Genomic DNA, 19496 nt, shown 5'->3' with positions numbered 1-19496 from the left:
GACCGGGCGGTATGTCCGTCCCGGTGCCGCTAACCTCATGATCGATGAAGTCGGCGGGTGGAGGTGGTGGCGTGCGGGAGCGGCGGCGCGTCGGGGCGTACGGGATGCTGCGCGACGGGCGCGGGCGGGTGCTCTTGGCGCGCGGGTCGGAGACCTGCCCGTACCCGGGGGTGTGGCAGCTTCCCGGCGGCGGGGTCGAGCACGCCGAACACCCGGTCCGGGCCGCCCAGCGTGAGTTCGCCCGGGAGACCGGGCTGGCCGCCGCGGTGGGCGCGATCCGGGCGGCGGTCGCCGATGTCGCCACGTACCCCGACGACGATGTCGCGGTGCACACCGACCGGCTGATCTTCGACGTCGAGGCGACGGGCGGTGACCTCCGGCCGGAGCCCGCCGGCGGCATCGCCGAGCTGGGCTGGTTCGGCCCGGACGAGGCGGCGGCCGTGCCGCTGATGCCGTTCACTGCCGAGCTGCTCGGGCTGCCGGTGTCGCCCCTGCCGGCCGGCCTGCCCCGGGCACTGCCACCCGACCCGGCACCGCACCCCGACCGCCGGCTGCGCTTCGGGGCGTACGGGCTGGTCACCGATCCGGGCGGGCGGTTCCTGCTCACCCAGATCGCGGACGGCTACCCGGGCGCCGGCAGGTGGCACCTCCCCGGCGGTGGTACCGACCACGGCGAACAGCCGACCACCGGGCTGCTGCGGGAGCTGGTCGAGGAGGGCGGGCAGCTGGGCCGGGTGGTGGAACTGCTCGGCGTCGACAACCTGCACAACCCCGCCGCGCTCGGCCCGGAGGGTCGCCCGCTGGACTGGCACGGCGTACGGGTGATCTATCGGGTGCTGGTGGACGTACCCACCGACGCGGTGGTCACCGAGTCCGCCGGTGGTTCGACGGCTCGGGCCGGCTGGTTCACCCGGTCCGAGACCGCTGACCTGCCGTTGACCGGCATCGCTGCCTCGGCAATCGGACAAGCGGGCGGATAGCACCCCGCTCGCTGAGCCGGAATGGTGACCCTCCGGTACAGTCAGTGGAGGGAATGGTGGAGGAAACGGGCGTTGAGGCCCGGGATGGGAATAAGAGAGCGGTTCGCGCGGTTTAAGCCAGTTATAAGTACCGCCGGCAGCTATCGCCAAGTCCTGTTCCCCTATGCGATGGTGTACTCCGCAAAAGGCTGCCGGGCCATCGAAGGGTCCGGCACGAGACAGCCGGACACCCGCCCCCGCGGCGGCCAGCCGATCCGGTGATGGAGGAAACGTGCCGAGAGCCCCATGGCGCCGGCGTCGTACGACTGACAGTCCGCGCCCCGCAGGGCGTCGCTGGGCGGGCCCGTTGCGCCGCAGCAGCACGTTCGCCCGCCAGGTGCTGCTGGTCCGAGTGGGTCGCCGTGACGACGACCTGCGGACCACCGACCTCGCGTTGCCCGAGCACCGGTACGCCGACCGGCAGCGCCGCCGCTACGGTCTGGACCGGCTCAGCCGGCCGCCGATCGACGCCACCCGGGCGGAGATCGAGGCGGTCATGCCGATCAGCCCGGCGTTGCCCATGGTGCACACCGACGAGGCCACGGCCGGGTCGATCCCCCTGCTCCCCGGCGAGCGCACGGTGGCCCGCCGGATGAAGTTCGGCGTGGTCAACGCCTGCACCCTGGCGAGCCTGATGCTCGGCATGCTGGCCATCTTCCTGGCCATGCAGGGTGAGGTGCGCCTCGCCGCGCTCTGCCTGATCGCCTGCGTCGTCTTCGACGGGTTGGACGGCGCCCTGGCCCGCCGGCTCGGTGTGGCCAGCCCGTTCGGCGCGCAGATGGACTCGCTGGCCGACATGTGCTCGTTCGGCCTCGCCGCGCCGGTCGTGGTGTACGCCTCGCTCGCCGGCTCCGTCTCGACGGCGGCCGCCGCGGTGGCATGCGCCCTGGTCGCGGCCTGTGCCGCGATCCGACTGGCCCGCTTCAACGTCTCACCGAAGGACGGCCGGTTCTTCTGCGGCGTGCCCACCACCATGGCGGCCGCGGTGCTCGCGGTGACCGTGGCGATCGGCCTGCCGGTGCCCGGCCCGGTGCTGGTGGCCGGCGTGGCGCTGCTCGCCTTCGCGATGGTCTCCAGCTTCCCGTACGCCAAGCTCGCCCGCCTGGTCAAGATGCCGCCGTGGCTGTGGCTGGCCCCGGTGATCGGCGCGCTCGTCGACGTCCGGCTCACGTTCGCCCTGATCGTGGTCGGCTACCTGGTCAGTGGGCCGGTGCTCTGGTTGCGGCAGCGTCGTACCGCCTGATCGAGACATGCAGAACGGGGCGCCGCGAACAGCGGCGCCCCGTTCTCGCTCTGCTGGGTCAGCGCCAGCGGGCGATGACCGTCGCCCCGCCGACGACCTTGTCGCCCGGACCGACGAGCGGGTCGGCGGCGTCGGCCGGCAGGTACACGTCGGTGCGCGAGCCGAACCGGATCAGACCGAAGCGTTCGCCCTTCGCCAACAGCGCGCCGATCGGCGCGCGCTGCACGATGCGGCGGGCGATCAGCCCGGTCCGCTGCGCGACCACCACCGTGCCGCGTGACGTGTCCAGCACGGTGTACGCGGCGACGTTGTGTTCGGCGTCCGGCTTCATCGCGTTGACGAAGCCGCCGTCGGCGACGAAGTAGTCCACCACCTTGCCGGCGACCGGTGACCGGTTGACGTGCACGTCCAACACCGACAAGAAGACCGCGACCCGCAACCACTCGCCGTCGCCGAAGCGCTCGTCGTGCAGTCGCTGCACCGACAGGACCTGTCCGTCGGCGCTGGCGACGATGGCGGTCGGGTCCTCCGGCACGTCCCGTTCCGGATCGCGGAAGAACGCGGCGACCGGGCCGGCGGCCAGTGCCGGCAGCAGCCACAGCTTCGATGACGGACGTGCCACCCGGGCCAGCGCGGCCAGGCCCAACGTGATGCCCGCCGCCGCCACCCCGTTGGAGTCGATGTGCATGCCGCGGGTCAGCTTCACGCTCGACGGCCGGTACGCCGGGGTCAACCGGTCCGCCGCGGCCGGTGCGGCCGGGGCGAACCGCAGCCGGTAGATCCGCAGCGGCGGTGAGTTGCGCAGGACCAGGTCGGCGCCGACGCCGTGCAGGGCGTCCTGCCGGGCCAGCTCGGCGGCGGCACCGGCCGTCCGGCCGGGAGTCGCGGTCGTGGCCACGCTCAACACCGCACCGTCGGTGAGGTACTTGACCAGCCCTTCGATGGCGCCGCGGGTCTCCTCGACGGTGCCGGCGAAAACCTCTCCGGCGATGACCACGGTGGCGGCCTCCGCCTCGGCGAGCGTGTCGACCACGCGGACCCGCTCGGAGACCCACCGGCCCTGGGCGGTGACGTGCTCGCGGAGCACGGTGGCGTCGGACGACTCGGCGGGCACCACGGTGAGCCGGTCACCGGGGAGCAGCGCCTCGATCGCCGCGGCCAGCACCGCGGACTCCGGGCTCGCGCCGACCAGCAGGGCGGCCTTGGGATCGTTGATCCGGGCCAGCTCGGTGACGAGCGTTCGGGCGGCTCGCTCGCCGATGCGGACCGGACCGGACCGACCGGTGGTACGCACGGCGGGGGACTGGGTCATGTCGGACGGGCTCCTGACGGGGTAGCGACGGGAATCGCGGCGGGACCGCCATGGCGGGTCGGGCCGGCCGGCGGAGGCGAGATCTCCATCAGCCAGCATATGCGCCTGCCCGCGCCGGCCGCACCGCCGTGGCGGTGGAGCGGGCCGACGCGGGCACCCCCGCTTGGTCAGGGTTGCGTGCGCCGCCCCTCCCGCTCGTCCGCCGGCCGGTCGTCGACGACCTCGACCGGTTGCTCGGCCCAGGTCGGCTCGTCGGCCCCGGAACGAGCCGGACCGGGCACCGGCGTGGTCTCCGGCTCCGCCGGCGGATGGGCCAGCCACGCCGGGTGGATCACCTCCGCGGTCGGCGCCTCCGGTGCCGGCGCGGTGTCCCAGGTGGAGCGGTCGGCCTCCCAGGACGGCAGCGGGACACCGGAGGTCGGAACGGTGACGGCCGGAAGTGGCGCGGTGTCACCGGGCACGGGCGCGGCGGCACCGGAAACCGGCGCGCTGGCACCGGACACGGGTGCGGTGGCCTGCACGGCCGGCTCCGGTTGGCTCGGCCGGCCCGAGCGCAGCGCACCGACCAGCCCGAACACCCCGATCAGGATCAGTGCGCCGGCCAGGAACCAGCCGACCGGCGGCAGTGCGAGCCCGAGCAGTTGAGCGAGCAGCCACCAGGCGGACAGCGCCAGGAACACCAGCCCGAAGGCGAACGACACCAGGTCGGTACGGTGAGCCTTCATCGGGTCACCTCCAGGTTTCCGGCATTGACGTGGATGTACAGGCGTAGCTTCCCGCCGCCGGGCCCGTCCGCGCCGAGGTCGGTGGACTCCCGCAGGCTGCCGTCCAGCCCCCCGGACCGGTTGCCGAACACGGTGGCGTCGCCCGCGTTGACGTCCGCCACCGTGGTGACGTCCACATTCGGCGGGACGACCACGGTCGCCTTGCCGAAGTTGATCGCCACGGTCACCTGGGTGTCCCGGTTCGCGAAGTCGATCCCCCGCAGGTCGAGCACGGCGTCACCGAAGCTGTTCTCGTACCGGTCGGCGAGATCGCGATAGTCGGTGGGTGCCCAGGTGACCGCGCCGTCGACCCCGCGGATCCGGTCGTAGGACTCGGCGACCGTCGCCGTGCCCAGCGCGGCGGCGGTCACCAGGCCGAGCGCGATCAGCCAGCGGGCACGGCCGAACCAGGTGCCGACCAGCAGGCCGAGCCCGATGGTGGCCAGCGCTGCCGCGAAGTACGCCGACGCGCCGATGTTGAAGACGTCGAGCAGGTCGAGCAGGGCGACCAGACCGAGGGCCAGGAAGATCAGGGAGAACGTCACCGAGCCGAGGGGCGATCGCTCCTTCGGCCGCTTTGGCGGCTTCGGTGGCTTGGGCGGCGGGTACGCGGCCGGAGCCGGAGACGCGTACGGGCCGTGCGGGGCGAACGGAGGGCGGTAGCCGCCCGGAGCCGCCGGGGTCGGGTAGCCGGCGGGGGCGCCGGTGGCGGGCACGCCGGTCACCGGCGCCGCCGGCCAGCCTTCGCTGGGCGTGCCGGTGGTCGGCCAACCGGGCGCGGGCGCCGGCCAGCCCGGCTGCGGCGGGGAGGTCGTGCCGGCCGGCTGCCCGGAGGTCGACCCCACCCCGGAGACCGGTCGTGCGTCGGCCACCGGCTGGGCGCGGTACGCCGGGGCGGGGGGTGCCGCCGTCACGTACGCCGGGTCGCCGCCGACCGGCGGTGCCGTCGCCGGTGGGCCGGCGGGCGGTACGGTGCCGGGCGCCGGGGCCGGCCAGGTGACCGGCGGGACCGGGCCGGGTGGTGTACCGGCCGGTGCCGGACCGCCGGGTGTGCCGAGCTGCGGCCCTCGGCTGTCCCGGTTGAGCAGCAGCGCGCCACCGATCAGGATGGCCGCGCCGAGCAACACCGCGCGGAAGGCGTCGGTGACGATGTAACCGAAACTGGCCGCGACCAGGATGCCCAGGATGATCACGGTCACCGGCGACATGCTGGACCGACCGCGCCCGAGCATCGACTCCACCGGCGACGCCGTGTCGCCCTCGTTCGGGATGATCAGCCACGCGGCGACGTACACCAGGATGCCGATGCCGCCGAAGAACCCGAGCACCGCGAGCAGCACCCGCCACAGCACCGGATCGGTGTTGGTGGCCCGTCCGATCGCCGCGCAGACCCCGGCGAGGTAGCGCCCTTCACGCGGGCGGACCAACCCGTACCGCGAGGTGAAGCCGGCGCCGCCCAGCGGCGGTGGCGTGCCCGGACCGGGCGGTGTGCCAGCGGCCCCGGCCGCCCCGTGGCGGGCGTCCGGCCCGTAGCCGGTGCCGGGCGGGTAGCCCGCGCCGCCGCTGCCGGGATCGCCCGGTGTCGGGGCGGCGGTCGGACCGGCGCTGGGCGGGCCGAACGTGGTGGGCTCGGCCCAGCCGGACGGTGTCGCGGCTGGTGGGGGCGGTGATGAACCGCCCGGCTGTGCCGATCCCGGGCGGGGCGGCGGGGCAGCTTCCTCGGTCATACGTCGATACTGCTGCCCGGTCCGCCCGAGCGACCTCAGGACCCGACCCTGACCCCACCCTGAGATATCGGCGGCCGGAATGTCGGGGGCGTCCCCGTGGTCGTGGCCGCCGCGGCGTGTGACGATCGGACTCACCGAACCCGACCAGTCCACCACCGTGACCAGGGAGCCCGCGATCAGCACCGTCACACCGCCCCCGCGCCTGTACCGCGCCCCCGAGCATCGGATGGCCGCCGGCGTCGCCGCCGGCATCGCCGACCACCTCGGCATCTCGGTGCTGCGCGTCCGGGTCGCGTTCATGGTGCTGCTCGGCCTGAGCGGCTTGGGCCTGCTGCTCTACGCGGCCTTCTGGGCGGTGGTGCCGCTGCGACCCGGTGACACCGCCGTCCCGCCCCGGCGGGACGTGGCCCAGCTCCTGCCGTTCGTGGGGATCGGGCTGGGTGTCCTGCTGATCCAGGTGATGGTGTTCGACTCGGTCGGTGCGGCGGGCACCGCCGGCTGGCTGGTGGCCATCATCGCGGTCGGCGCCGGGGTCATCTGGCACCAGTCCGCTCCCGAGCGGCGTCGACGCTGGGGCGACGCACCGGTGCCCTGGCTCGGCGCGGTCGTCGAGGAGAGCGACCGGCGGGCCTTCGTCCTCCGGTTCATCGGCGGCGGGGTCCTGGTCGCGGTCGGCATCATCGGTGTGGCGGCCGTCTACTCGCCAGCCCAGAACTTCGACGCGGTGATCAACGGCGTGATCTTCGCGCTGGTGGGGCTGGCCGGTGTCGGCGTGGTCGCCGCACCGGTGCTGTGGCGGACGTACAGCCAGCTCCGCTCCGAGCGGGAGGGACGGATCCGCGAGCAGGAGCGGGCCGAGCTGGCCGCGATGGTGCACGACCAGGTGCTGCACACGTTGGCCCTGATCCAGCGCAACGCCACGGACGTCAAGACGGTCCAGCGGCTGGCGCGGGGGCAGGAACGGTCGCTGCGCAACTGGCTCTACAAGCCCACCGCGTCGCCGCACGAACGGTTCGCCGCGGCCCTGGAGCAGGCGGCCGCCGAGGTCGAGGACACGTTCGCGATCACCGTGGAGGCGGTGGTGGTGGGCGACCGGGAGACCGACGAGAAGGTCGGTGCGCTGGTCGCCGCCGCGCGGGAGGCGTTGGTGAACGCGGCCCGGCACGCCGAGGTGCAGACCGTGTCGCTCTACGCCGAGGTGGAGCCGGATCAGGTCAGTGTCTTCGTCCGGGACCGGGGGAAGGGCTTCGATCCGGATACCGTGGAGGACCACCGGCACGGCGTACGCGGCTCGATCATCGGGCGGATGAAGCGGCACGGCGGACGGGCCGAGATCCGGTCCGGACCGGGGGAGGGGACCGAGGTCCGGTTGATCCTGCCGATCTCCCGGGACTCGTCCGCAGCGGAGAGGAACAGATGAGCATGCCCGAGCAGTCGACGGAGCACCTCGACCCGGCGGACGCCCGCCCCGGGCGGCTGCGGGTGTTCCTGGTGGACGACCACGCGATGTTCCGAGCAGGCGTACGCGCGGAGTTGGGTGCCCACGTCGAGGTGGTGGGTGAGGCGAGCACCGTGGCTGAGGCGGTGACCCGGATCGCGGCTACCGGCCCGGACGTGGTGCTGCTCGACGTGCACATGCCCGACGGTGGCGGACGCGCGGTGCTGGAGGCGATGCGGCGCAGCCATCCGCAGGTCAAGTTCCTGGCGCTGAGCGTCTCCGACGCGGCCGAGGACGTGATCGGGCTGATCCGTGCCGGTGCCCGGGGGTACGTGACCAAGACGATCTCGCCGGACGAGCTGGCGGCGGCGATCCGCCGGGTCGCCGACGGTGACGCGGTGTTCAGTCCGCGGCTGGCCGGGTTCGTGCTGGACGCCTTCGCGGCCCGACCGGACGCGCCGGTGGCCGACCCGGAGCTGGACCAGCTCACCAACCGTGAGCGGGAGGTGCTGCGACTGCTTGCCCGGGGGTACGCGTACAAGGAGATCGCGAAGGAGCTGTTCATCTCCATCAAGACGGTGGAGACGCACGTGTCTAACGTGCTGCGCAAGCTCCAGATGTCCAACCGCTACGAGCTGTCCCGCTGGGCCGCGGACCGTCGGCTGGTGTGATCTATTCCTCCTCCCCGGCGATTGGGGCAGATGCGGCGGATGCCGCTGCCCGGTGATCCTGCTGCCGGACTCGGTCAGGCGGCGAGGGCCGGAGGTATCCGTCGATCATCCGGTTGTGGGAGCAGGCGCACGGCAGAGTTCGTGCCGTTCCTGGCTTTTGACGCCGAGATCCGTACCGTCATCTGCTCCACCAACGCCATCGAGTCCGTTATCGCCCGGATCCGCCGAGCTATCCGTGCCCGCGGCTACAACCGCAACCGAAGGTGCCGCCCTAAAGGGCGGCTACCGCCCGGTGAGGGGCCTCGACCTGACCAGGCAAGCCTGCCGGCCGGTGGACCATACGCTGAGTGCCTTCGAGATGTCCTTCGAAGGCCGCCTGACCGCAGGCCGCTGGTAACCCTCAACAACTAGAGTCGCACCGTTCTCGGTTCAGTTGACAGACCCTTGAACCAAAACCGATTCTAGGCCGTTGTGCGGACAAGGCGATCTTGCTCTGCGGGTGGAGGAGAGTACGGATGAGTCAAGCGGGCCTTGACGGTGGAGCAACTGCCTGGGTTTTGGTTTCGGCCGCCTTGGTGCTGCTGATGACGCCGGGAGTGGCCTTCTTCTACGGCGGCATGGTTCGCGCCTCGAACGTCGCCGGTACGGTGATGCAGAGCATGATGACGATCGGCGTTGTGACGGTCCTGTGGTTACTGCTCGGCTACTCCCTGGCGTTCGGGCCCGGCAACTCATTCGTCGGTGGGTGGTCGTTCGCCGGGCTGACCGATCTCGCGGCCGCAGTGCCGGGGATCGACCTCGCCGGGGTGCCGTCGATGGCCTTTGTGCTGTTCCAGATGATGTTCGCGGTGATCACACCGGCTCTGATCACCGGGGCTGGGGCGGAACGCTGGCGCTTCAGCGCCTCGATGCTCTTCATCGCGCTCTGGTCTCTGTTGGTCTACGCGCCCGTGGCGCACTGGCTGTTCTCGCCGCTTGGTTGGGCGCACCAGCTCGGCGCGCTTGACTTCGCCGGTGGAGCTGTGGTTCACGCGAACGCCGGAGCGGCGGCGCTTGTCGTCGCCGCTCGTCTGGGCCGTCGGGCCCGTGCGGAGCACCGTCCGCACAATTTGCCGTTGATGCTGCTCGGTACGGCGCTGCTCTGGGTCGGCTGGTTCGGATTCAACGGTGGTTCGGCGCTCAGCGCCAATGGCCTGGCTGTGCTTGCCGTCATCAACACGCAGGCAGCCGCAGCAGCGGCGATGATCGCTTGGGCGGCTGCGGAGCGACTTCGGTTCGGTAAGCCCACAACGCTGGGTGCCGCGTCTGGGGCGGTGGCCGGCCTGGTCGCGATCACCCCGGCGGCCGGGTACGTCACGCCGTCGAGTGCGCTGTTGATCGGTCTCGCCGCAGGCGTGCTGTGCCACTTCGCGGTCGGGCTCAAGGTGCTGCTCCGACTTGACGACGCGCTCGACGTTGCCGCCGTCCATCTCGGCGGTGGGTTGATCGGCGCGCTCTCGGTCGGCCTCTTCGCCACCGCCTCGGTCAATCCTGGAATCGCGAATGGCCTGTTCTATGGCGGAGGATACCGACTGCTCGGCGTTCAGGCGTTGAGCGTCTGCGCTGTGGTGGTGTACTCCGCATTGGTCTCCCTGATCATCATGAGCCTCGTGTCGCGGATTCGTGGCAATCGGGTCAGTGGCCGTGCCGAGAGTGTCGGAGCTGACCTGGCGGAGCATGGCGAGACCGCGTACGAGTTCCCGTCGACACCGCAGCCGGCGGCCCGGTCGTGACCAGTCCAACATCGGCCCTCCGCCGGCGCGGACCTTGGATCGCAGTCGCGTTGCTGTTGATCATCGCGCTCTCCGCGGTGCACGTGATGCTTGCCGTGCAGTCACGTAGCCGCATTGATTCCGACGTCGCTCAGGTCACCAGTGCACAGCAGGGGGTGCGCTACCTGCGGGCGACCATCGACCTGCTCAGCGAGTTGACCCGGCTCAGGGCGCAAGCGGTGCGCAACACTCCAGCCAACCCGGGCGCACTGCAACGGGTGGTCACCGAGCTCGATGCCCTCGACGGACGCGAGGGCGAGGAGCTTGGCCTCGGCCCGCGCTGGTCCGGCCTACGCCCGAAGGTCGGGCAGCTCATCGACGACATGCCGACCGGGCGTCAGGCGCTCGACCGGTACGGCGAGGTGCTCACTCTTGCGGTGGATATGGCCGCTAAGGTGGTGCGTCTCGCGCACCTGACCAGCAGTGCGGACAGCTACGTCAACTACCTCGCCGATGCGAGCTTCGTTCAGTTGCCCATCGTGCTGATCGGCGCGAATCTGGTTGCTGACCAGACGTACCTCGGCGGCGGGTCTGGGTCGGCCGCACTCGTCATCGCGGTGACCCGCGCGCAGGTGGCGGCTGCGGCGGCCGCGATCGACGCAGGCCTGCGTGACGCGACCGGAGCCGCCAGCCACGCCGCGCTGGTCGAGCCCCTCGACTCGTTCCGCGACACGGTCAGCCGGTTCGGCGACACTGCGCCGGCCGGCACTGCTGGTACGAGGGCAACCGCCGCCAACGCCGTCCTGGTGCAGGACGCGAGTCTGGCCGTGGCCGACGCGATGTCCAAGCAGTTGGACCGGCTACTCAAGGATCGCGTCCGGACCCTCGACAGGCTCCGGCAACAGCAGATCGCCTTGGTGATCGGCGGGGTATTGGTCGGTCTGCTGCTGCTCTGGTGGGCGATGCCGGGTCGTGAACGGGAGTCGGCCGACGACCGGGACGATGAGGTTGGGGCGGATCCGACTGCCGATATCGCGGCCGTGTCCGTCGCGATGCCCGAGGTTGATGCTCGGGACCTACTCGCGGCCGAAGAATTGCTTCGGGTCGGGCGCGGCGTACGGCCTCGATCGGGTGACGACGAGCTGACAGATGCTTAGCGGACTGCGCGTCGCGCAGCGACTCAGCCTGCTGTCGCTGCTGTCGGTGGCCGTGGCGCTGTGCGCCACGATACCGCTCGTCGCACGCGGGATCGACCAGGCGCGTTCGGCCACGGTCGTCGCGAACAGTGCAGAGGATGCGCGCTCGGTTAGCCGGGTGATCCGGGACCTACAGCGAGAGCGCCTACTCGTCGTGGGTCGGCTCGGCGGAGCGCCGGTCAGTCACGACGCGCTTCTTGTTCAAATGCAGCAGGTGGACGACAGTTGGGAGAGCGCGGCGCGCGCGCTGCCGTCGACCAGTGCCGCCGAGCTCCGCATGGCGCTGGGCCATCCAGAGCACTTGCGAGAGCTTCGTGCCCGGGTGTTGGGGGGCGCCCGCACGGCGGCGCAGTTCGCCCACAGCTACGACGAGCTGATCCGGGAACTGCTCGATGGCTTACGTCTGGCCGGCTCAGCAGGTGTTGACGCGCCGGGACTGCGACAGATGGCGTCGGTGGACGCCCTGCTGCGACTGAACGAGGTAACCAGCCAGAGCCTCACTGCGGTGCTCCTCGAGCCGGTGGACCCAAACGCAGCCCAACAACTGGCGGTCACGGCGGAGTCTGCGGCCGTGATATACCGGGAGACTTTCAGACAAGAGGGTGACGCGCACCACGAGGCATTGATCGCGGCAGCGGATGCGGGGCCGACATCCGGGCGGGCAAGAGCGGCGGTGGCCGCCGTGACGAGCCGCCGCGGGCCAGCCCGGACCCTGCCGATTAGTCGACTGATGTCGATGATGGAGGGGGCGCTTGCAACGAGGCAGGAAGTCCAGGACGAGATCACGCGCGATATCACGCAGCGAGCGGTGAACGCCGCGGTCGCTGGCCGTCGCGCCGCCTCCCTGGAGACCGGAGTGTTGGTGGCGCTGCTGGCCGCGATCTGCCTCTTCGCCGCTGCGATTAACAGGTCCGTGGCACGGCCCCTGAAGCGAATGGCGCGCGCGGCCAACGCGGTAGCGGACCTCGCCACCCGCGAAATGAATCGGATCAACGAGCTTGAGTTCGACGACGAGGAATTTCAACCGAAGTTCGCGGCCGTCATGCTGCGGTCGGCTGACGAGATTGGCGAACTGGCATCGGCGATCAACCGTGTTCAGGCGACTGCGGCGCTGCTGCTGCAACAACAGGCACTCAACCGGCGCAACGTCTCCGTGATGTTCGGTAACATCGCGAACCGCACCCGTAGTCTGGTCGAGCGGCAGGTTGCTCGTATCGACCAGTTGGAGCGCGACGAGTCCAATGAAGAGCGGCTGGCCCAGCTGTACCAGTTGGATCATCTGACCAGCCGCCTCCGGCGGGGGACCGAGAGTCTGCTGGCGATTGCCGGTCGGCGGGACGAGGAGCAGTTGCGCGCGCATGCCCCCACACCGCTGATCGATGTGATCCGTTCCGCGATCGGCGAGATCGAGCGCTACCAGAACGTCCACGTGAATTCCGTGGCCAACACAACGGTGGCGGCGGGCGTCGTAGCCGACCTGACCCTGATCCTTGCCGAGGTGCTGGAGAACGCCACGTCGTTCTCGCCGCCGTCCGCGCCGGTCGACGTTTCGGCAAGTCTGGGTTCAGACTGCCTGATCCGCGTCGTCGACTCCGGCATCGGCATGAAGCCGGACCGAATCGTCGAGGAGAATCGCCGCCTTGTCTCTGCGGGACGCCCTGACGTCGCGCCGACCAACATGCTCGGACTGATCGTCGTGGGACGGCTGGCCCGCAGGCACGGAATGACGGTACGACTGCTGCCATCGCCGGTCGCCGGGGTGACCGTCGAGATCACGGTTCCGCGGCATTTGCTGCTGCTGATGGGTGTCGATCAACCGGCGGTCCGGCCGCAAGGATGGACTCAGCCCATGCCGGCGCGGCCGAAAGTCGGCCGGGCAGCGGCGAAGGCCGGCACCGGCAGCGCATCCGCCGTAGGTCTGGCACCGTCGTCCCCGCCGCTGACCGGGGCGCTCGGCAAGAATGTCTTCAACTGGTGGAGCGGGCGGTTGGACGGCGCTCAGGAGATACCCCACCATCACGATCCTCTGCCAACTGTCCCGAGGGGGAACCAGCCCGACGCGACGTCGCCCCGGACGGCAGCGGAATCGGTAGCCACGGAAACCCGCGCTGGGCTGCGGCGACGCCGTCCAGGACTGAGCCAGACGTCGCTGGGCTGGGATGACCCCGGACCTCTGCCGTATCCGCCGCGACGTCCCGACGTGGAGCGCGCCGAGCTGGACGAGATGGTCCGTGCGGAGGCCCAAGCTGAGGGCGCGGTCGGGTCTGCGGCTCGTCGGCCAGGCCGGGATGCGCAACCGTCAGCCGGGCCGGCTCCGGGCGTCGGGGCATTGCCGCCGCGCGTTGCTCCCTCGCCGACGGCTCGCGGGACCGCTCAGCTCAGCGCCAGCGGGCTGGAACGGCGCCGTCCGGGAGAGCATCTCGACGTGCAGTTGGCCGAGGAACTCGCCGCTCGCGCGCGGTACCGGGCGGCTCCGCCGCCCGCTGGAGGCGCAAGTACCCTGCGTGATCCCGAAGCCGAACGGGCAGCACTCGACGACTTTCACGAGGGGCTCGCTCGGGCGGCGGCCCTTCACAATGACCGGAGCCGATAATGACCGTACCCGCTTACCAGACAAGCAACGAGGCGCAGCAGTTCAACTGGCTGCTCGAAAGGTTCGCCAGCGAGACCGCAGGCGTCCTGGAGGCGATTGCTGTCTCCTCCGACGGACTGCTCGTGGCGCTCTCCTCCACCCTCTCCCGCACAGACGCTGATCGTCTCGCGGCCATCACCTCGGCTCTCGCGAGCCTGGCGAGCGGCGCTTCACGTGTGTACGACCTCGGTGCCACGAACAAGGTCATCATCGACCTGCAGCGGGGCTATCTACTAGTCAGCGCCATCAGCCCGGGTTGTTCACTCGGAGTGCTCGCACAAAAGGACGCCAGCCTGGGCAACCTCGCCTATGAGATGGCGGTCTTTGCCAACCATGCCGGCCCAGTACTCACGCCGCAGCTTATTGACGAACTGAAGCTGACGGTCCGGGCCTGACCGGGATGGTCGCAGACGGGGTTAACGAAACAGTCGGCGGACATCATCGCCGAGTGTCCCGGGTACGGCCTTATCTGCTGACCGGTGGGCGGGTACGCCCCATCGGGATGAAGTTGAACATGGCGGCGCAAGTGGTGGCGACACGGGATGGCCTGGACTCGACGTCTCGCCTGCACTACGAGCATCGCGACATCGTCGAGTTCTGCAGGGAGTGGGTTGCGATCGCGGAGATATCGGCCCACGTCGGGCTGCATCTCGGAGTCACCCGAGTGCTGGTCGCCGATTTAATTGCGTTGAACTTTCTCACCACCCGCGGATTGCACCTGCCCGAGGACCGGCAGAGGCAGATCATCGAGAGGGTTATCCGTGGACTCACTGCCATTCGCTGACGCGGCTCCCGACCAGGGCCGGCCGCCTGTACCGGTGAAAATCGTCATCGCCGGTGGTTTCGGAGTAGGCAAGACCACTGCGGTCTCCCAGATCTCCGAAGTTCCCGTACTGACCACCGAGGCACCGATCACCGAGGTCGCGGCTGCATTCGACCGTGCCGAGGAGGTGCCGAGTAAGACGACCACGACGGTTGCACTCGACTTCGGTCGCATCACCATCGACGACGAGATCAAGCTCTATCTCTTCGGTACGCCGGGCCAGGACCGCTTCGGATTCATGTGGCGGGATCTGACGGAGGGGGCGCTCGGTGCGTTGGTGATTGTGGATGCGCGTCGCCTCGATGACTGTTATCCGGCGGTCGACTACTTCGAGCGGACCGGCATTCCTTTCGGGGTGGCGGTCAACCTGTTCGACGGCTTGCTGACCCATGATCTTGACGATGTCCGGTGGGCGTTGGCGATCTCCGACGACACACCACTGATCACCTTCGATGCCCGCGACCGGGGCTCGGTGCTGGATGCGTTGTTGGTGGTTCTGCGCCGCAGTCTGACGATGCCGCGACGGGCCGGCCCGCCAACCGATGTGACTGGTTCATGAGTCACGGCCGGGGCTCAGTACCCCAACGTCAGTTCGCCTGTCTGCACTGGTAGTGGCTCGTCGGGTTCGGGCTTGGGCTGTTCGTCGCCAGATCGACCGGTGCAGGGTTTGCGCGGGTGGGAGCGTCACGGCGAGGAAGACGGCGGTGAGGAGTCGGCCCCGGCCCCGCTTCGCGCGGTGTCGGGGCCGGCTGCGCTCCGCCAGCGCCGAGGGAGAGTGCGGACAAGCTCACGCAACGCAATTCCCCGCCGAGCGTCGCGGCCGGCTTGGCTACCTATTTCCTGCTCGGAGCTGCCCGTCCCGACCGCTTTATGATCATTTTTCAAGTATCGGCAACGTGGCGGGCAACTAACGGCTTGATAACGGCACCTTCACGGCAGCGGCCAGTGGGTGTCACAGTGGCAGCACTTCACCCTTGGTGTGTGGCACTCCGTACGGCCCACGACCACGACCCTCGCTGTTTTGACGGCGGTTCGTGGCCGTGTCGCCCGCGTAGGGTCACGCCCCGGCGGGTGGGGAGCCCGGCGGATCGGAACATCAGGGGTGTCTCCAACTTCCCTGTGATCCCGACGACCCGCGCCCCGGGGTGGTCGGGCGGTGTCACCCCCAAACGTGCGTGAAACCCACGACGGAACCTGGTTAGAAAGAGGAGGCCCCTCGGAATGAGAGTCTCGAAGCGGGCGACGAGCGCGATCGCGCTCAGCGCGGCTGCCGCGCTTGTCGCGAGCGGTTGCTCGAGCGGTGACGGTGACGGCAACGCCGCCGCCAGCAAGGACGGCGCGATCGTCATCCACGGTGTCCAGCCGGAGAACCCGCTGGTCCCGTCGAACACCACGGAGACCGGCGGCGGCAAGGTCATCGACTGGCTGTTCACCGGCCTGGTCGAGTACCCGAACGACGGTGGGGCCCCGCGCAACGCGCTGGCCGAGTCCATCGACTCCAAGGACTCCAAGGTCTTCACGATCAAGATCAAGAAGGGTACCAAGTTCCACGACGGTACCGAGGTGAAGGCGAAGAACTTCATCGACGCCTGGAACTGGGCCGCGTACTCGCCGAACGGCGCGCAGAACGGCACGTTCTTCTCGGACATCGCCGGCTTCGACAAGACCTACACCGAGGACCCGGACGGCGCGGACGGCCCGCAGAAGGCCCCGCCGCCCACGGCCAAGGAGCTGTCCGGCCTGAAGGTCATCGACGAGCAGACCTTCGAGGTCACTCTGGCGGCCCCCACGGCGGTCTTCCCGACCAAGCTCGGCTACAGCGCCTTCATGCCGCTGCCGGACGCCTTCTTCACCATGAAGCCCGAGGAGTTCGGCAAGAAGCCGATCGGCAACGGCCCGGTGAAGTTCGTGTCGTGGGAGGACAACGTCCTCATCAAGCTGACGCGCTTCGACGACTACAACCTGCGCGACAAGATGAAGATCAAGGACGTCGACGTCAAGCTGTACCAGGACGAGACGGCGGCCTACAACGACCTGCTGGCCAACAACCTCGACTTCATGGAGACGGTCCCCACCTCGGCCCTCGCCGGTGACAAGTGGAAGACCGACCTCGGTGACCGTGGGCTGTCGACCACCACGCCGTCGACCGCGCTGATCGCCTTCCCGATCTACGACAAGCGCTTCCAGAACCCGAAGCTGCGTCGGGCCGTGTCGCTGTCGATCAACCGGCAGGAGATCTCGGACAAGATCTTCTTCGGTACCCGCAAGCCGGCCGACAGCTGGGCGAACCCGCTGACCCCGGGCGCCAAGCCGGGCAACTGCACCGCCTGCAAGTTCGACCCGACCACGGCCAAGCAGCTGCTGACCGAGGCCGGCGGCTTCACCGGCGAGATGGTCTTCTACTACAACGCCGACTCCAGCCACAAGGACTGGATGGACGCCGTTGCGCAGCAGGTCAAGACCAACCTCGGCATCGAGGCTCGCGCCGAGGGCGTCCCGACCTTCGCGGTCTTCCGCCAGAACATCAACGCGCACAAGATGACCGGCCCGTACCGTGCCGCCTGGCAGCAGGACTACCCGGACGTGGAGAACTGGGTCAACCCGCTCTACGTCAAGGGTGGCTCCTCCAACGACGGCCTGTACAGCAACCCGCAGGTCGACGCCCTGGCCAAGCAGGCCAGCGCCGCGCCGAGCCTGGAAGCCTCGCACGAGGCGTTCTCCAAGGCCGTCGAGCTGGTCGACCAGGACGTCCCGAGCATCCCGATCTACTTCTACGGCCAGCAGTCCGGCCACTCGGAGAAGATCAAGAAGCTCGAGCTGAACAACGTCGGCGAACTCGACATCACCTCGGTCGAGCTCTGATCCGAACGGTCTGACCCCGGGTCGGGCTCGCCACATCCGGTGAGCCCGGCCCGGGGCCGTTCCGCGAGTGGGTGTTACAACACCCCGCTCGCCACGTTGTCACCACCGTGTCGGCCGTCCGACGCGCCCCCTGTCTGGAGGACCACCCCATGGGCCGTTATCTGTTGAGACGGCTGCTCCAACTCGTGCCGGTCTTCATCGGTACGACGTTCCTGATCTACGCCCTCGTCTGGGCCGTTCCGGGCGATCCGTTCGCCGGCAAGTGCGGCGAGCGCCGCTGCCCGGACCAGTACATCGCGTTCATGACCGAGAAGTACCACCTCGACCAGAACGTCTTCGTGCAGTACGCCAACTATATGAAGAACCTGCTCCAGGGGGACTTCGGCACCACGTTCTCGCAGCGTGAGATCAGCGACATCATCCTGACGTCGTACCCGAACACGCTGAAGCTGGCCCTGGTGGCGCTCGCCATCGAGGCCGTGATCGGCCTCGGCGCCGGCGTGCTGACCGGTCTGCGGCGCAACGGCTTCCTGGACAACCTGGTCCTGGTCTCCACGCTCTTCCTCATCGCGCTGCCGGTCTTCGTGGTCGGCTTCGTCCTCCAGTGGCTGCTGGGCGTGCAGTGGGGCATCATCAAGCCGACCGTCTCCTCGGAGATGCGGCTCTCTGAACTGATCGTGCCGGGCTTCGTGCTCGGTAGCGCATCGGTGGCGTACATAGCCCGGGTGGCCCGCACGAGCATCGCGGAGAACCGCCGTGCCGACTACGTGCGTACGGCCATCGCCAAGGGCCTCCCGATGCGCCGGGTGGTGGGTGTGCACCTGCTGCGCAACTCGCTCATCCCGGTGGTCACCCTGCTCGGCACCGACCTCGGTGCTCTGATGGGCGGCGCGATCGTCACCGAGGGCATCTTCGGCATCAACGGAATCGGCCGCCAGGTCTTCCGCGCGATCGTCACCAAAGAGAGCGCTACCGTGGTAGGGATCGTGGTCGTCCTGGTGCTGGTCTATCTCGTGATGAACCTGCTGGTTGACCTGCTCTACGCCGCCCTGGACCCGAGGATCCGCTATGAGTGACCCGAGTACCGCATCGATCGTCAGCACCCCTGCCGCGCACCCGACCGACGCTGCCACCCCCGCAGCCCCGGGCGCACCGCAGAGCAACGAGAAGCCCCGTGGCCTGCTCGGCGACGCATGGCGGGATCTGCGCCGTAAGCCGCTGTTTTGGATCTCGGCCACGCTGATCGTGATCTTCCTGCTGATGGCCGCCTTCCCGGCGCTGTTCGCCCCGGGTGACGCGGTCAACGGTTCGCTGTCGCGCAGCCTCAACAAGCCGGGCGCCGAAGGCTGGTTCGGTTACGACGTGCAGGGCCGCGACGTCTACGCCCGGGTCATCTACGGCGCGCGGGCGTCCATCGTGGTCGCCGTCCTCTCCGTGATGGGCACCCTGCTGGTCGGCGGCACCATGGGCATCATCGCGGGCTACCGCGGTGGCTGGGTGGACGGTCTGCTCAGCCGGATCGCCGACGTCTTCTTCGGTCTGCCGTTCGTGCTGGGCGCGATCGTCATCCTGACCACGTTCAACGGCTCGGGCTCCGGCAACAGCAAGGCCCAGATCATGGGCCTCGTCATCGTCTCCCTGACCGTCCTGAGCTGGCCGGTGGTCATGCGGCTGATGCGGTCCTCGGTGCTCGCCACCAAGGAGGCCGACTACATCGTCGCGGCCCGCGCGCTGGGTGCCGGCACCGGTCGGATCATCCTCAAGCACCTGCTGCCGAACTGCCTGGCCCCGCTGCTGGTCTACGGCACGATCATGGTCGGCTCGTTCATCGGCGCCGAGGCGACGCTGTCGTTCCTCGGTGTCGGCCTGAAGTCGCCGGTGGTGTCCTGGGGCATCATGATCAGTGACGGGCAGCAGTTCATCCGGGTCGCGCCGGGGCTGGTGTTCTTCCCCGCCGCGTTCCTCGTCACCGCAGTGCTGAGCTTCGTGATGCTCGGTGAGGCGGTCCGCGAGGCCCTCGATCCGAAACTCCGCTAGGGGAGATCCAGTTGTCCGACA

16 protein-coding genes and 1 pseudogene are annotated in these 19496 nt (G+C 69.5%); 14 read left to right on the top strand and 3 right to left on the bottom strand.

Going from position 1 to position 19496, the window contains the following annotated elements; genetic code table 11:
* The first annotated feature begins 71 nt into the window (after positions 1-71).
* Positions 72-980, top strand: a complete 909-nt coding sequence (locus tag AB0H52_RS08195; protein ID WP_357946038.1) for an NUDIX hydrolase — start codon at positions 72-74, stop codon at positions 978-980.
* 346 nt (positions 981-1326) lie between these two features.
* Positions 1327-2262 (top strand): CDP-alcohol phosphatidyltransferase family protein, encoded by a 936-nt coding sequence (locus AB0H52_RS08190; protein ID WP_357946034.1) that lies wholly within the window; start codon positions 1327-1329, stop codon positions 2260-2262.
* A 58-nt stretch (positions 2263-2320) separates the two neighbouring features.
* Here the strand turns inward: AB0H52_RS08190 and AB0H52_RS08185 are convergent, their stop codons facing one another.
* The 3 genes from AB0H52_RS08185 to AB0H52_RS08175 form a co-directional block, all read right to left on the bottom strand.
* Positions 2321-3574, bottom strand: a complete 1254-nt coding sequence (locus AB0H52_RS08185) for a phosphatidylserine decarboxylase (protein ID WP_357946031.1) — start codon at positions 3572-3574, stop codon at positions 2321-2323.
* A 167-nt stretch (positions 3575-3741) separates the two neighbouring features.
* Entirely contained in the window at positions 3742-4299 is a 558-nt protein-coding gene (locus AB0H52_RS08180) for a hypothetical protein (protein WP_192580160.1), read from the bottom strand.
* Positions 4296-6065 (bottom strand): PspC domain-containing protein, encoded by a 1770-nt coding sequence (locus AB0H52_RS08175; RefSeq protein WP_151488598.1) that lies wholly within the window; start codon positions 6063-6065, stop codon positions 4296-4298. Before AB0H52_RS08175 ends, AB0H52_RS08180 begins: the two co-directional genes overlap by 4 nt.
* Positions 6066-6222: 157 nt before the next feature.
* Here AB0H52_RS08175 and AB0H52_RS08170 point away from each other — a divergent pair, with 157 nt between their 5' ends.
* The 12 genes and pseudogenes from AB0H52_RS08170 (at position 6223) to AB0H52_RS08115 (ending at position 19475) form a co-directional block, all read left to right on the top strand.
* Positions 6223-7485, top strand: a complete 1263-nt coding sequence (locus tag AB0H52_RS08170; protein ID WP_151488599.1) for an ATP-binding protein — start codon at positions 6223-6225, stop codon at positions 7483-7485.
* A gap of 2 nt (positions 7486-7487) precedes the next feature.
* On the top strand, positions 7488-8174 hold the full coding sequence (locus AB0H52_RS08165; protein ID WP_151488632.1) for a response regulator transcription factor: 687 nt from the start codon (positions 7488-7490) through the stop codon (positions 8172-8174).
* A gap of 86 nt (positions 8175-8260) precedes the next feature.
* Positions 8261-8571: pseudogene (locus AB0H52_RS08160) on the top strand (transposase); the annotation flags it as partial.
* A gap of 118 nt (positions 8572-8689) precedes the next feature.
* Positions 8690-9946, top strand: coding sequence for an ammonium transporter (locus tag AB0H52_RS08155; RefSeq protein WP_151488601.1), 1257 nt, complete (start codon positions 8690-8692; stop codon positions 9944-9946).
* A 50-nt stretch (positions 9947-9996) separates the two neighbouring features.
* Positions 9997-11082 (top strand): hypothetical protein, encoded by a 1086-nt coding sequence (locus tag AB0H52_RS08150; RefSeq protein WP_357946027.1) that lies wholly within the window; start codon positions 9997-9999, stop codon positions 11080-11082.
* A complete protein-coding gene (locus AB0H52_RS08145; protein WP_357946024.1) occupies positions 11075-13714 on the top strand; it encodes a nitrate- and nitrite sensing domain-containing protein in 2640 nt (879 codons plus the stop codon). Before AB0H52_RS08150 ends, AB0H52_RS08145 begins: the two co-directional genes overlap by 8 nt.
* Positions 13714-14148, top strand: coding sequence for a roadblock/LC7 domain-containing protein (locus tag AB0H52_RS08140; RefSeq protein ID WP_151488604.1), 435 nt, complete (start codon positions 13714-13716; stop codon positions 14146-14148). Before AB0H52_RS08145 ends, AB0H52_RS08140 begins: the two co-directional genes overlap by 1 nt.
* Before the next feature lie 53 nt (positions 14149-14201).
* The gene (locus AB0H52_RS08135; protein ID WP_192580158.1) at positions 14202-14537 is read left to right on the top strand and encodes a DUF742 domain-containing protein; all 336 of its coding nucleotides are present in this window, start codon (positions 14202-14204) and stop codon (positions 14535-14537) included.
* Positions 14515-15135, top strand: a complete 621-nt coding sequence (locus AB0H52_RS08130; protein WP_151488606.1) for an ATP/GTP-binding protein — start codon at positions 14515-14517, stop codon at positions 15133-15135. The genes AB0H52_RS08135 and AB0H52_RS08130 overlap by 23 nt, the downstream gene beginning before the upstream one ends.
* Before the next feature lie 662 nt (positions 15136-15797).
* Positions 15798-17438, top strand: coding sequence for an ABC transporter substrate-binding protein (locus AB0H52_RS08125; RefSeq protein WP_151488607.1), 1641 nt, complete (start codon positions 15798-15800; stop codon positions 17436-17438).
* A gap of 149 nt (positions 17439-17587) precedes the next feature.
* Positions 17588-18514 (top strand): ABC transporter permease, encoded by a 927-nt coding sequence (locus AB0H52_RS08120; RefSeq protein WP_151488608.1) that lies wholly within the window; start codon positions 17588-17590, stop codon positions 18512-18514.
* Positions 18507-19475 (top strand): ABC transporter permease, encoded by a 969-nt coding sequence (locus tag AB0H52_RS08115; RefSeq protein ID WP_151488609.1) that lies wholly within the window; start codon positions 18507-18509, stop codon positions 19473-19475. The genes AB0H52_RS08120 and AB0H52_RS08115 overlap by 8 nt, the downstream gene beginning before the upstream one ends.
* Positions 19476-19496: the final 21 nt, after the last annotated feature.

Source organism: Micromonospora sp. NPDC050695 (assembly GCF_040654415.1).
Classification (GTDB): Bacteria; Actinomycetota; Actinomycetes; order Mycobacteriales; family Micromonosporaceae; genus Micromonospora.
Note: the sequence above shows the minus strand (reverse complement) of the source record. Positions and strands in the feature narration are given on the sequence as shown.

Excerpts from the sequence above, each read along its gene's own strand:
- AB0H52_RS08185 (WP_357946031.1), bottom strand. The coding sequence starts at position 3,574 with ATGACCCAGTCCCCCGCCGTGCGTACCACCGGTCGGTCCGGTCCGGTC.
- AB0H52_RS08180 (WP_192580160.1), bottom strand. The coding sequence starts at position 4,299 with ATGAAGGCTCACCGTACCGACCTGGTGTCGTTCGCCTTCGGGCTGGTG.
- AB0H52_RS08175 (WP_151488598.1), bottom strand. The coding sequence starts at position 6,065 with ATGACCGAGGAAGCTGCCCCGCCGCCCCGCCCGGGATCGGCACAGCCG.
- AB0H52_RS08165 (WP_151488632.1), top strand. The coding sequence starts at position 7,488 with ATGCCCGAGCAGTCGACGGAGCACCTCGACCCGGCGGACGCCCGCCCC.
- AB0H52_RS08155 (WP_151488601.1), top strand. The coding sequence starts at position 8,690 with ATGAGTCAAGCGGGCCTTGACGGTGGAGCAACTGCCTGGGTTTTGGTT.
- AB0H52_RS08145 (WP_357946024.1), top strand. The coding sequence starts at position 11,075 with ATGCTTAGCGGACTGCGCGTCGCGCAGCGACTCAGCCTGCTGTCGCTG.
- AB0H52_RS08140 (WP_151488604.1), top strand. The coding sequence starts at position 13,714 with ATGACCGTACCCGCTTACCAGACAAGCAACGAGGCGCAGCAGTTCAAC.
- AB0H52_RS08125 (WP_151488607.1), top strand. The coding sequence starts at position 15,798 with ATGAGAGTCTCGAAGCGGGCGACGAGCGCGATCGCGCTCAGCGCGGCT.
- AB0H52_RS08120 (WP_151488608.1), top strand. The coding sequence starts at position 17,588 with ATGGGCCGTTATCTGTTGAGACGGCTGCTCCAACTCGTGCCGGTCTTC.
- AB0H52_RS08115 (WP_151488609.1), top strand. The coding sequence starts at position 18,507 with ATGAGTGACCCGAGTACCGCATCGATCGTCAGCACCCCTGCCGCGCAC.